Source organism: Paracoccus sp. L-17, from assembly GCF_056857655.1.
Genome location: NZ_JBSXNM010000044.1, coordinates 157,316 through 169,712, shown reverse-complemented (window position 1 = coordinate 169,712; position 12,397 = coordinate 157,316). Strand labels below are relative to the sequence as shown.

Here is a 12,397-nt window from a genome sequence, read left to right as displayed (position 1 = left end):
CGATCAGAACGGCGGCTTGACCGAAAACGTCTGCTGGATGCCGCTGTCCGGATGCCGGAACCGCAGGCTTTCGGCATGAAGCATCAGCCGCGGGTGGCCGCGCGCCGCCCCTGTTGCATAAAGCGGATCGCCCAGGATCGGATGGCCGATTTCGGCCATGTGGACGCGCAATTGATGACTGCGCCCTGTCAGCGGGAACAGTCGCAGCCGCGTCTCGTCGGCCAGGGCGCGCATCACCCGCCAGTCGGTCTGCGCCGGGCGGCCCCGATCGCGATCGACCTTCTGGCGCGGCCGGTTCGGCCAATCGACGATCAGCGGCAGGTCGACCCGGCCGGTCCTGGGCTGCACCAGCCCCGCGACCCGCGCGACATAGGCTTTCTTGACCCGCCGGTCCTCGAATTGCTTCGACAGGTGCCGCTGGGCATGAGGCGTCAGCGCAAAGACCATCACGCCCGAGGTGTCCAGATCCAGCCGGTGCACCAGAAGGATTGTCGGAAAGGGACCGCGCAGCCGCGCGATCAGGCAATCGGCGCGGTCTGGTCCTCTCCCCGGCACCGACAGCAGACCGGCGGGCTTGGCCACCACCAGGATCTCGTGATCGGCATGGATGATCGTGGGCGCCTCGGAAGGCGGAGCATAGACGAAATCCGCCTGACTCATTTCGCGATCAGCCGGATCGCCAGCCCCGCGAACATGACGGCGGCGATCTTGTTGACCACGCCCAGACGACGCCCGATGACATGGCCCGCATAGCCGCCGACGACGCCGTAGCCGATGGTCACCAGCGTCCCGGTGAAGACAAAGATCAGGCCCAGCCCCAGGATCTGCTGCCAGATCGGGCCCCAGGCGACGCTGGTGAATTGCGGCAGGAACGCCAGCAGGAACAGCACCGGCTTGGGGTTCAGCGCATTCGACAGAAAGCCGCGCCGGATGATGTTCCACGGCCTGACGCTGCCCCGCGCGGCAGGATTGACCGGCCCCGCCCGCCAGCTTTTCCAGGCCAGCCACAGCAGATAGGCCGCGCCCGCATATTTGATGGCCCGCAGCGCGCCGGGATGGGCCGCGACCACCGCGCCCAGACCTACGGTCGCCAGCGTCACATGCATCATGACGCCCAGACCGACGCCCAGACCGGCCAGCGCCCCGGCCCTGGGTCCGCCCTGGATCCCGCAGGCGCTGGCGAAGAACACATCCTGGCCGGGGGCGAAATTCAGCACCAGCCCGCCCGCGATGAAGGCCATCATCTGCGCAAGGGGAATATTGGCGATGGTCTCCCAGATCATGTCGGCCACACCGGGTCGCGAACCTCGCCGCCGAACCTCGGCCGGACGTGCCGGCGCAGGCCGCGTTGGCCTCCCCTTGGCTCGGGCGTTCCGACCCGGCCGGAAAACCGCACCAACATATCAGAGCCCACCAAACACCTCCGCCAGAATCAGCTCCAGACGTCGCGCATCCTCGGGGGTGAAGGCATCGGGCTGGTCGCTGTCGATGTCGAGAACCCCGATCAGCCGCCCGGCGCGGCCGAAAACCGGCAACACGATCTCTGATCGGGTCGAGGCGGCGCAGGCGATATGGCCGGGAAAATCGGCGACATCGGACACCAGCTGCACTCTGCCTGTCCGCGCCGCTGCCCCGCAAACCCCGCGCGAGAAGGGAATCACCAGACAGCCATGCCCGCCCTGGTAGGGACCGATCTTCAACAATTCCGGGCCGGCCACGCGATAGAACCCGGTCCAGTCGAAACGGTCGTCCGCATGATGGATTTCGCAGGCCAGCGTCGCCATCAGCGCAACCTCGTCGGTCTCGCCCCGGGCCAGCGCCCCGATCCGGGCGGAAAGTGCGTCGTAATCTGTCATTCGCCCTCTCTACGCCGCCCGCCACGGCACGAAAAGCCCACCCTCGCACTCTTTCCAAATACCTCGGGGGAGTCCCGGAACGGGACGGGGGCAGAGCCCCCCCCTTTCGCCCATTTACGCGCGCGTGCCGCCGCGCCAATCTGCCGCCATGAGACGCCTGCCCCTGATCCCGCGCATCCTGCTGGTGATCCTCGCCGTTCAGGCGGGGCTTTTCGCCGCGCTCGCGGCGGCCAGCCTGAACGCGATCCGGCGCGATATAGGAACCGAAACCCGGCTTGCCACCGAGACCGCCCGGGCGCTGGTTCTTGCCACGATCGGCACGATGCAGGGCGCGGTGCCGCCCGACCGGTTGATGGCGGCGCTGCCGCAACGCCTGGTTCCGCCGCGCCATACCCGGATCGGCGTGCTGGATGCGCGGACCGGGCAGATCACGCCCGTCGCCGCGCCGGCCGAGACCAGCGGTAGCGCGCCCGGCTGGTTCGCCCGGCTCGTCGCACCCGATCCGCAGGAAATCCGTCTTCCGGCGGTGCTGGCGGGGCGGCCGCGGGGCTTTGTCTATGTCGTGGGCGATCCCACGGCCGGGATTGCTGCCGCCTGGCGCGAAATGCGCACGATCCTGGGCCTTTCGGCGCTGGCGGCGGCGGTGCAGATGCTGCTGATCTTTGTGGCCGTCCGCCAGGCTCTGCGCCCGGTCGCGACCATCGCCGCCCGGCTCGCCGATCTGCGGCGCGGCGATCTGGACGCGCGCGTGGGGACATTGCCGCAGCGCGACCTGGCCCCGGTCGCGGCCGGGGTCGATGCGCTGGCCGGCGCGCTGCAAAAGGCGCAGGCCGACCGCGCCCGCCTGCAACGCCGCGTCGTCAGCCGCGCCGACCAGGAACGCAAGGCCATCGCCCGCGACCTGCACGACGAGATGGGGCCCTGCCTGTTCGGCCTGCGGGTCGAGGCCGACGCCCTGCGCGACGCGGCACCCGATGACACGATCCGCGATCACGCAAGCTCGATCGCCGCCATCGCCGATCAGATCGCGCGGGTGAACCGGTCGCTTCTGGAGGATCTGCGGCCGGTGTCGATCGGCCAATTGCCGCTGGCGGCGGTGCTGGCCGAATACGTCGACGACATGGGCCGCCGCTTTCCGCGCACCGACATCCGCCTGTCGCTGGCCCCCGACCTGCCGGAACCCGACGAATCCGTCGCGCTGACGCTGTTCCGCATCCTGCAAGAGGGAATCACCAACGCCCTGCGCCATGCCGATGCCCGCCACATCGATATCCGGCTCTGGACCGACCCGGCGCATTGGCGCATGATCCTTGCCGATGACGGCAAGGGGCTTGACCCGGACAGCCGCGAGGGCACCGGGCTGACCGGGATGCGCGAGCGGATCACGCTGCTGGGCGGCCGCATGAGCCTGTCATCGGACGGAACCGGAACCGCGATCGAGGCGATCCTGCCCCTGTCGCAGCCGCTGTGAGGCCCATGCGATGAAGACCGCGCTGGTCATCGACGATCACCCGATCACCCATCTGGGGGCATCGCGGCTGCTGCGCGAGATGGGCTATGAGCGCGTGGCGCAGGCCATGTCGGGCGACGAGGCGCTGCGCCTGTTGCAGGAGGAAGCGCCCGCACCCGACCTGATCGTGCTGGATATCAGCCTGCCCGGCACCGGTGGACTGGATCTGGTCGCGCCCCTGCGCGCGGCCGTGCCACAGGCGCGGATCCTGATCTTTTCAATGAACGACCAGACCGGCTTTGCGGCCCGCGCGTTGCAGGCGGGGGCGCAGGGGTTCCTGTCGAAGAACGCGGCCCCCGACGATTTCCGCGCCGCCATCCGCACGCTGGAGGCGGGCGAATTCTATCTGTCGGCCAAGCAGGCGCTGGCGCTGGCCACGCTGCGCGCCGGTGCCGCGGCCGATCCGCTGGCGGCGCTGTCGGATCGCGAAAGACAGGTTCTGGCCCTGATCGGGCGCGGCTTCAGCCTTCAGGCCATCGCGGATGAACTGGATGTCAGCTACAAGACCGCCGCCAATACCTCGTCGGCGCTGAAGAAGAAGCTGGGCGTGGACGGAGTCAACGGCCTGATGAAATTCGCCCTCGACAGTGGCGTCTAGGGAGATCGCGCAAATGCTGGGCTGGTTCGGACTGGATGACGAGACGAAGCCGGGCGAGGCGGACCGGACCCTTGCCCGGCTGGCCCGCGACCTCTCGGCGGCGGGATTGCGGGTGGCCGGGGCGATCCAGATCAACATCGATCAGGGCGCCGATTGCGCCTGCGACATGGAGGTTCTGGTCATCGGCGAAGAAGACCGCCCGATCCGGATCTCGCAATCGCTGGGCGGGGGCTCGGCCGGCTGCCGCCTGGATCCGGGGGCGCTGGAAATGGCCGCCGCCCGTGTCGGCGCGCGACTGGCGGGGGCGGAATTGCTGATCGTTCCGAAATTCGGCCGGCAAGAGGCCGTCGGACGCGGTTTCCGCGCCGTGATCGCCCAGGCCGTGGCCGACGGCCTTCCGGTCCTGCTGCATGTGCCGCCGGAACAGCGCGACGCCTTCGCCGGCTTCTGCGACGGCATGGGCGAACGTGTCGATCCAGCGGAACTGGCCGGCTGGTGCCTTGCACGGACCACGGGGGAATCGTGACCGCGATCCCGGTCATCGACGCGCGCGGCCTGCTGTGTCCGCTGCCGGTCCTGCGGTTGCGCAAGATCCTGCTGGATCGTCCCGCGGGCACGCGGCTGCGGCTGGTCGCCACCGATCCGATGGCGGTGGTCGATGTGCCGCATTTCTGCGCCGAGGCGGGCCATGTCATGATCGAGATGCGCGAACTGGGCGATGGCGCGCATGAATTCACCGTGGAAAGGGGACCTTCCGCCCCCTCGGCCGCAAGCGGCCTCACGCCCGGGAATATTTGAGGACCGAAGATGAGATTGCCGATCCTGTCGAACCGCAAGAGATTTGATGACCTGACCGAACAGCAGGTGCTGGCGCTGGCGATTTCCTCGGAAGAGGATGACGCCCGCATCTATCGCAACTGGGCCGATTTCCTGCGGCCCGACTATCCCGCGACGGCGCAGGTCTTCGAAGGGATGGGCGCGGAAGAAGACGATCATCGCCGCCGCCTGATCGAGGCGCATCGGGTCCGGTTCGGCGAGGCGATCCCGGTGATCCGGCGCGAACACGTGGCCGGCTATTACGGCCGCCGCCCTGCCTGGATGATGCAGAATCTGTCGCTTCGGTCGATCCGCGCCGAGGCGGCGCTGATGGAACATGACGCGGCCGAATTCTATGCCCGCGCGGCGCAGGCCAGTTCGGACGCGGGCACGCGCAAGCTGCTGGGCGATCTGGCCGCGGCCGAACGCGGCCACGAGGCACGGGCGGACGAACTGGCAGGGGATCATCTGACCGACGAGGCCGGCGAGGCCGAGGAGGACGTGGCCCATCGCGACTTCATCCTGACCTGGGTCCAGCCCGGACTGGCCGGGCTGATGGATGGCAGCGTCTCGACCCTGGCGCCGATCTTTGCGACCGCCTTCGCCACGCAGGATCCGGCGACGACGTTTCTGGTCGGGCTGGCCGCCAGCCTTGGGGCCGGAATCAGCATGGGGTTCACCGAGGCCGCCTCGGATGACGGGGTGGTGTCGGGGCGCGGATCGCCGCTGAAGCGGGGCATCGCCTCGGGGGTGATGACCGCGCTTGGCGGGCTGGGCCATGCGCTGCCCTATCTGATCCCGCATTTCTGGACCGCGACCATCATCGCCTTTGTCGTCGTCTTCATCGAATTGTGGACGATCGCCTGGATCCAGAACCGCTGGATGCAGACGCCCTTCTGGCGGGCGGCCTTGCAAGTGGTGGTGGGCGGTGGTTTGGTCTTCGCGACGGGGGTGCTGATCGGATCCGGCTGATGGCCCCGTCGCGATGGGGGAACGCTTGACCTACCGGCCCTTGGCCCTGCCCGACCGCGTGCAATTGCCGCCCGATGCCTCGCTTCGGGCCGCGCGCGCCTTTCGCGACTACATGCGGCGGCGCCATTCGGTTCGCGATTTCAGCGATGCGCCGGTCGCGGCCGAGGTGATCGCGGCTTGCATCGACGCCGCCGGCAGCGCGCCCTCGGGGGCGAACCAGCAGCCGTGGCATTTCGCGGCGATCCGCGATGAGGCGATGAAGGCCCGCATCCGCGCCGCCGCCGAACAGGAGGAACGCGCCTTCTATGCCGGCGGCGGCGGCGATGCCTGGCTGGCGGCGCTGGAGCCGGTGGGAACCGGGCCCGACAAGCCGCATCTGACCGCCGCGCCCTGGCTGATCGTCGTCTTCGCCCAGCGATACGGGATGCGCGACGGCCAGCGACACAAGCATTATTACGTTCCCGAAAGCGTCGGCATCGCCTGCGGGATGCTGATCGCCGCGATCCATCACGCCGGGTTGGTAACGCTGGAGCATACGCCCAACCCGATGAAGTTCCTGAATCATCTATGCGCTCGGCCCGACAGCGAAAAGCCGGTGATGATCCTGCCGGTGGGCCTGCCCGCCGATGATGCGACGGTGCCGGCCGCCGCCAAGCAGAAGAAGGCGCTGTCCGAGATCATGTCCGTCTTCTGATGCTGGCCGTATTCCTGAAGACGCTGCCTTTCTTCGGGCTGATCGGACTGGGCTGGATGGCCGCCCGGACCCGCTTTTTCCCCGAACAGGCGGCCGCCTGGCTGACGAAATTCGTCTTCTTCTTCGCCCTGTCGGCAATGCTGTTCCGCTTTGCGGCGAATCTCGATCTGGCGGCACTGTTCGATCCGCGCTTCGTTTCGGCCTATCTGTCGGGCTCGGCGCTGATCTGGCTGACCGGCTTCGCGGTGGCCCGCGCCCGAGCGCTGCCCACGCCCGAGGCAGCGATGGAGGCGCAATGCTGCATGATCGGCAATACCGGCTTTCTGGGCGTGCCGATGCTGGTCATGCTGCTGGGTCCACAGGCCGTGGGTCCGGTTCTGATGGTTCTGGTCATCGACATGCTGGTGTTTTCGACGCTGATCACGCTGATCATCCACGCCGCGCGCAGCGGCGGGCTGCGGCTGACGACCGTGCTGCCCGTGCTGCGCGGGATCGTGGCCAATCCGATGATCCTGTCGATGGCGGCGGGGCTGGTCTGGTCCGGCCTGCGCCTGCCCATGCCTGGACCGCTGGACGAATTCCTGGTTCTGCTGGGCGCGGCGGCGACGCCGGGCGCGCTGTTTGCCATCGGCGCCAGCCTTGCGGGCCGGCAGGCGCGGCGACTGGCGGCGTCGGGCTGGCTTGGTTTCGCCAAGCTGGTGCTCCATCCGTCAGCGGTGGGAATCGCGGCCTGGCTGCTGGGGGTCCAGCCCTTCGCCGCAGGCGTGATGATCGCCGCCGCGGCGCTGCCGGTGGCGGGCAATGTCTATATTCTTGCGCAGTATTTCGGGGTGGCGCAGCAGCGGGTCTCGGCCGCGATCCTGATCTCGACCATCGGCAGCATCGCGACCTTTCCGCTGATCATGGCCCTGACCGGCCAGACCTGACCGACCGGCTCCGCCCTGCACCGGCCATGAAAGGCGGCACAGGCAGCGAACGACAAACAGGCGCGCACCCGCTAGCGGCGCAGAGCCTTCACCAGCAGGCCGTCCAGCGATTGCAGGAACCGTGCCCGGTCCGCCTTGCCGAAAGTCCGGCCTCCGCCCTGATGAAACGGGTCGGCCGCGCGAATGTCGGCCATCAGATCGCGGCTGGCCAGGCGCGGCCCGATATTCGACGCCGTCAGTACCTCGCCGTCATGCCGGACGACCTGTGCCCCGGCCTTGAGGCAGCGATCCGCCAGCGGCAGATCCGAGGTCACCACCACATCGCCCGGCCCGCATTGATCCGCAATCCACCGGTCCGCCTCGTCCGGGCCTTCGGCCACGATCTTCAGGCTGACCAGCGGATGGGCGGGCATCCGCAGCCCGCCATTGCAGACCAGCACAATCGGCACGCGCAGCCGGGTCGCGACCCGTTCGGCCTCGGCCTTGACCGGGCAGGCATCGGCGTCGATGAAAAGCGTCAATCGCGCAGCAATTCGTTGACCGAGGTCTTGGCCCGCGTCTTCGCATCCACCCGCTTGACGATGACCGCGCAATACAGGTTCACGCCGTTCTTCGAAGGCATGGACCCCGCGACGACGACCGAACCGGCCGGCACCTCGCCATACATGACATTGCCCGTCTCGCGATCGACGATCCTGGTCGACTGGCCGATGAACACGCCCATCCCCAGGACCGAGCCTTCGCGGATGATGCAACCCTCGACCACCTCGGAACGCGCGCCGATGAAACATTCATCCTCGATGATGGTCGGGCCGGCCTGCAACGGCTCCAGCACGCCGCCGATTCCGACGCCGCCCGACAGGTGGACGTTGCGGCCGATCTGGGCGCAGGATCCGACCGTGGCCCAGGTATCGACCATGGTTCCCTCGCCCACATGCGCGCCCAGGTTGACGAAGGAAGGCATCAGCACCGCGCCCTTGCCGATGAAGGCGCTGCGCCGCACGATCGCACCCGGAACCGCGCGGAACCCGGCCGCGCGCCATTGATTGTCGCCCCAACCCTCGAATTTCGACGGGACCTTGTCCCACCAGCCGCCGCCCTGCGGCCCGCCCGACATCTGTTCCATGTCGTTCAGTCGAAAGGACAGCAGCACCGCCTTCTTGGCCCATTGGTTCACATGCCAGTCGGCGCCGCGCCTTTCGGCCACGCGCAACGCACCCGAATCCAGCGCCTTCAGCGTTTCCTCGACGGCCTCGCGCACCGCGCCGCCGGTGGCGCTGGTGATCGTGGCGCGGTCGTCCCAGGCGGTTTCGATGGCTTGTTCAAGCTGGTCGGTCATGGCGGCCTCTCTCTGAAGTCGTGTCCGGGTGGAAAACATCCGCCTCGGGCTATAAGCGTCGGGAACGGGCCGCGCAATCCGCGTGCCGCCCCGAACGAGGCCCCGATGACCCAGAGTGACGACCGCGACCGCGCCCATCCCCTGCCCCACAGCGACGAGGATGCCAACCGCGCCGACCGGACGCTCGACACCGCCCAGACCCGTGCTCCGGCCTACCGCCTTGCCTTCACGGACCGGGATTTCCTGCTGCGCGAGGAATTGCGGCCCGTGCGGCTGCAACTGGAACTGCTGAAACCGCAGATGGTGATGGATGAGCGCGGTATCGAATCGACCGTCGTGATGTTCGGCGGCGCCCGCATCCCCGCCCCCGCCGATGCAGACGGCGCGCGCACGGGGGCGCTGGCGGATTTGTCGCGATATTACGAGGAAGCCCGGCTCTTTGCCCATGCGATGACGCAGCGCAGCATGGAAAGCTATGGCCGCGAATTCGTGATCTGCACCGGCGGCGGCCCCGGCGTGATGGAGGCCGGCAATCTGGGTGCGGACGAGGCCGGGGGGCAATCGATCGGCCTTGGGATCGTGCTGCCGCACGAACAGGCGCCGAACCGCTATGTGACACCCGCCCTGTGCTTCAACTTCCATTACTTCGCGATCCGCAAGATGCACTTTCTGATGCGAGCGCGGGCGATCACCGTCTTTCCGGGCGGCTTCGGCACGCTGGACGAATTGTTCGAGACCCTGACCCTGATTCAGACCGGCCGCATGAAACCGGTCCCCATCCTGCTGTTCGGCGCCGCGTTCTGGGACCGGATCATCAACTGGCAGGCACTGGCCGAGGCCGGGACGATCAGCGACGCGGATCTGTCCCTGTTCCAATATGTCGAGACGGCGAAGGAAGCGGTGGCGATCATCGACGCATGGAAAGAACCTTGCTGAGCGACAGGCCATGGCAAAATCCGGGGCAGGGCCGCTTCCGGCATGGCAGCAAGCGGCGATCTTTTGCGGCCTCCGTTCCGCAATTCCCGACTGCCCCCGGAACGCGATCTGCCGGCCTTCCGCAGCATGCGCAGCCAGAACCGCCGGACCCGTGACCAAGATGCCTTGACCGCGATCCGGGGCCGGCATCCGATAGCCGCATCTGCGGCGTCACGTTCCCCGCGGCTTGGCGCGCATCGTCGGATCGGCCTCGCGCGGATCCTCGGGCCAGGGGTGGCGGGGATAGCGACCGCGCATCTCCCTGCGCACCTCGGCATAGGACGAAGCCCAGAAACCCGGAAGATCCGTCGTCACCTGCACCGGCTTGCCGCCCGGCGACAAGAGGCTGATGCGCAGCGGCCGGCCGGCCACCACCGGATGCCGCGTGACGCCGAATAGCTCTTGCAACCTGACCGAGATGGAGGGTGTCTCATGGTCATAGTCGATGGCCACCCTGCGCCCCAGAGGCGTGGTGAAATGCGCTGGAACCTCGGCCTCCAGGCGCCGCTGACCCTCCCATCCCAACCGCGCCATCAAGGCGGGCATCAGATCCAGCGCCCGCAGGTCGGTCCGATTCCTGACCTTCCCCAACCAGGGCAACAACCATACTCCATCCTCCAGCAAGGCGGCATCATCAACCGGCCCCAGCCCGGCCACCCGGGCGATGCGCGCGCGCAGCCGCGCAGCAGTCGCGCTCCAGACCAGCCCCTCCTGCCGCAATCCCTCCAGCGCCGCCCGCGCCACAGCCTCGGGCGGCACCTCGGCCCAGGCCCGGTCCGTCAGCACCGAGGCCCCCAGCCGCTCCTGCACGCGCGCCAGCACGCGGCCCTCGCGCCGGGACCATTCGCAAAGCGTGACCTCTTCGATCCGCGCGCCACAAACCGCCCGCAGCTCGGCCTCGTCCAGTGCCGCGGCCAGCCGCACGCGCGACTCGCGCTGATCGCCGTCCAGATCGACCGCCACGATCAGGCGCTGACCGGCCAGGGAATCGGATGGCTCGATCACGGCGCCCTTGCCGCCGGACAGCACGAAGCGCGCCTCGTCACCCGACCGCCGCACGCCCACCCGGTCCGGAAAGGCCAGTGCCGCCCAGACCCCGGCATCTCGCACTCTTTGCAAATACCTTCGGGGGGGTGCGGGGGGGCAGACGGCCCCCCCGCCGTCGCGGGACGCAATCATTTGGCGCAGCCGTCGCGCCTGGTGCCGGATGTGCCGAACCGCCGCCCGGTCGACCTCGCCGGGATGCCGTTCGGAAAATCCCCCGGGGTCGCGCAGCAGCGACAGCCGCAGGGCCAGATCCACCCCCGCCCCGCGCAGCGGATCGCGCTCTGACAGCAGGGCGGCCAGCTCGGCCGCATCCGGACCGGCCGCCAGCAGCATGTGGCCCAGACGCGGATGCAGCGGCAGCCGCGCCAGGGCCTTGCCGTGGCCGGTGATGCGCCCGGCCGCGTCCAGCGCGCCCAGATCCGCCAGAAGCGCCCGCGCCTCGGCCAGCGCCGCCCGTGGCGGCGGGGTCAGGAAGGCCAGATCGCCCGGTTCCGCCCCCCAGGCCGCCAGTTCCAGCGCCAGCCCGGCCAGATCCGCCACCGCGATTTCCGGCGGGGCAAAGGCCGGCAGCGCGCCTTCCTCGGCCCTGGCCCACATCCGATAGCATAGTCCCGGCGCGACGCGCCCGGCCCGGCCGCGGCGCTGATCGGCCTCGGCCCGGCTGACCCGCTCGGTCACCAGCCGCGACATGCCGCTGCCCGGAGCGAAGCGCGCGCGCCGCGCCGCGCCGCTATCCACCACCACCCGCACTTGCGGGATCGTCAACGAAGTCTCGGCGATGGCGGTGGCCAGCACGATCCGCCGCCGTGCACCCGGCGGGGACAGGGCCGCCCGCTGCGCCTTGGCATCCAGCGCGCCATAGAGCGGCAGAACCTCGCAATCCGTCGCGCCCAGTTGCCCCATGACACGCCGGATTTCGCCTTCGCCGGGCAGAAAGGCCAGGATCGTGCCGCCTGACTCGCGGGTCTCCGCCTCGGCCTGCAGGATCAGCCGCGCGGCCTCGGCGGCCAGCCGCATCCCCGCCGGCAAGGGCCGGTCCAGCCAGCGCGTCTCGACCGGCCAGGCCCGCCCCTCGGAACGCAGGACCGGGGCGTCGTCCATCAGCGCCGCCACCGGCCCGGCCGCCAGCGTCGCCGACATGACCAGAACGGCCAGATCCGGGCGCAGCGCGCCTCGCGCCTCCCAGACCAGCGCAAGGCCCAGATCGGCGTTCAGGCTGCGTTCATGGAATTCGTCAAAGATCACGCAGCCGACGCCTTCCAGCGAGGGGTCGGACTGGATCATCCGGGTCAGGATGGCTTCGGTCACGACCTCGATCCGGCTTCCCGGCACCGATTCACCGCGGATGCGATACCCGACCCGCCCGCCGACGCCCTCGCCCAGACCATGGGCCAGACGCTCGGCTGCGGCGCGGGCGGCCAGTCGGCGCGGCTCCAGCATCACGATCCGGCCCGCGATCTGATCCAGCAGGGCCAGCGGCACCCGCGTCGTCTTGCCCGCCCCCGGAGGCGCGACCAGAACCGCGCGGCCATGCGCGGCCAGGGCCGCGCAAAGCGCCGGCAGAACGTCTTCGATGGGCAGGCGGTCGGACATCCGCAGGGTTATGCCAAAGCCCCGGCCCGCGCGAAAGCCCGCGCCGCGATCTATGAAATCGCGCGCATGGC

14 protein-coding genes are annotated in these 12,397 nt (G+C 69.1%); 8 read left to right on the top strand and 6 right to left on the bottom strand.

Annotation, left to right across the window (positions count from 1 at the left end; all coding sequences use genetic code 11):
* Positions 1 to 3 precede the first annotated feature (3 nt).
* The 3 genes from AC13CR_RS15180 to AC13CR_RS15170 form a co-directional block, all read right to left on the bottom strand.
* Positions 4 to 660 (bottom strand): RluA family pseudouridine synthase, encoded by a 657-nt coding sequence (locus AC13CR_RS15180; RefSeq protein WP_292958341.1) that lies wholly within the window; start codon positions 658 to 660, stop codon positions 4 to 6.
* Entirely contained in the window at positions 657 to 1,283 is a 627-nt protein-coding gene (locus tag AC13CR_RS15175) for a LysE family translocator (RefSeq protein WP_292958343.1), read from the bottom strand. The genes AC13CR_RS15180 and AC13CR_RS15175 overlap by 4 nt, the downstream gene beginning before the upstream one ends.
* 120 nt (positions 1,284 to 1,403) lie before the next feature.
* Positions 1,404 to 1,856, bottom strand: a complete 453-nt coding sequence (locus AC13CR_RS15170) for a GAF domain-containing protein (RefSeq protein WP_292958345.1) — start codon at positions 1,854 to 1,856, stop codon at positions 1,404 to 1,406.
* A gap of 148 nt (positions 1,857 to 2,004) precedes the next feature.
* Between AC13CR_RS15170 and AC13CR_RS15165 the strand changes: the two genes are divergently transcribed.
* Genes AC13CR_RS15165 through AC13CR_RS15135 form a run of 7 tightly spaced genes read left to right on the top strand, consistent with a single transcriptional unit; the run spans position 2,005 to position 7,372 of the window.
* Complete coding sequence (locus AC13CR_RS15165; RefSeq protein ID WP_482900870.1) at positions 2,005 to 3,327, top strand: ATP-binding protein; 1,323 nt, start codon at positions 2,005 to 2,007, stop codon at positions 3,325 to 3,327.
* A gap of 10 nt (positions 3,328 to 3,337) precedes the next feature.
* Positions 3,338 to 3,964 carry a response regulator transcription factor gene (locus AC13CR_RS15160; protein WP_482900869.1) on the top strand — a complete coding sequence of 209 codons (627 nt, stop codon included), beginning with the start codon at positions 3,338 to 3,340 and terminating at the stop codon, positions 3,962 to 3,964.
* Positions 3,965 to 3,977: 13 nt separating this feature from the next.
* Entirely contained in the window at positions 3,978 to 4,490 is a 513-nt protein-coding gene (locus AC13CR_RS15155) for a DUF2478 domain-containing protein (RefSeq protein ID WP_292958351.1), read from the top strand.
* Complete coding sequence (locus AC13CR_RS15150; protein WP_292958353.1) at positions 4,487 to 4,762, top strand: sulfurtransferase TusA family protein; 276 nt, start codon at positions 4,487 to 4,489, stop codon at positions 4,760 to 4,762. The genes AC13CR_RS15155 and AC13CR_RS15150 overlap by 4 nt, the downstream gene beginning before the upstream one ends.
* A 9-nt stretch (positions 4,763 to 4,771) precedes the next feature.
* Positions 4,772 to 5,752, top strand: a complete 981-nt coding sequence (mbfA, locus tag AC13CR_RS15145) for an iron exporter MbfA (RefSeq protein ID WP_292958355.1) — start codon at positions 4,772 to 4,774, stop codon at positions 5,750 to 5,752.
* Positions 5,753 to 5,765: 13 nt separating this feature from the next.
* The gene (locus tag AC13CR_RS15140) at positions 5,766 to 6,446 is read left to right on the top strand and encodes a nitroreductase family protein (RefSeq protein ID WP_292958357.1); all 681 of its coding nucleotides are present in this window, start codon (positions 5,766 to 5,768) and stop codon (positions 6,444 to 6,446) included.
* A complete protein-coding gene (locus AC13CR_RS15135; RefSeq protein ID WP_292958359.1) occupies positions 6,446 to 7,372 on the top strand; it encodes an AEC family transporter in 927 nt (308 codons plus the stop codon). Before AC13CR_RS15140 ends, AC13CR_RS15135 begins: the two co-directional genes overlap by 1 nt.
* Positions 7,373 to 7,443: 71 nt before the next feature.
* Here AC13CR_RS15135 and AC13CR_RS15130 read toward each other — a convergent pair whose 3' ends face one another.
* Together AC13CR_RS15130 and dapD are read right to left on the bottom strand one after the other, a co-directional pair.
* On the bottom strand, positions 7,444 to 7,893 hold the full coding sequence (locus tag AC13CR_RS15130) for a YaiI/YqxD family protein (protein ID WP_292958361.1): 450 nt from the start codon (positions 7,891 to 7,893) through the stop codon (positions 7,444 to 7,446).
* Positions 7,890 to 8,711 (bottom strand): 2,3,4,5-tetrahydropyridine-2,6-dicarboxylate N-succinyltransferase, encoded by an 822-nt coding sequence (gene dapD, locus AC13CR_RS15125; RefSeq protein ID WP_292958363.1) that lies wholly within the window; start codon positions 8,709 to 8,711, stop codon positions 7,890 to 7,892. Before dapD ends, AC13CR_RS15130 begins: the two co-directional genes overlap by 4 nt.
* A 105-nt stretch (positions 8,712 to 8,816) precedes the next feature.
* Here dapD and AC13CR_RS15120 point away from each other — a divergent pair, with 105 nt between their 5' ends.
* Positions 8,817 to 9,647: an LOG family protein gene (locus AC13CR_RS15120; protein WP_292958365.1), complete on the top strand. Its 831-nt coding sequence runs from the start codon at positions 8,817 to 8,819 to the stop codon at positions 9,645 to 9,647.
* A gap of 210 nt (positions 9,648 to 9,857) precedes the next feature.
* Here AC13CR_RS15120 and hrpB read toward each other — a convergent pair whose 3' ends face one another.
* Positions 9,858 to 12,326: an ATP-dependent helicase HrpB gene (hrpB, locus tag AC13CR_RS15115; protein WP_446238519.1), complete on the bottom strand. Its 2,469-nt coding sequence runs from the start codon at positions 12,324 to 12,326 to the stop codon at positions 9,858 to 9,860.
* Positions 12,327 to 12,397: the final 71 nt, after the last annotated feature.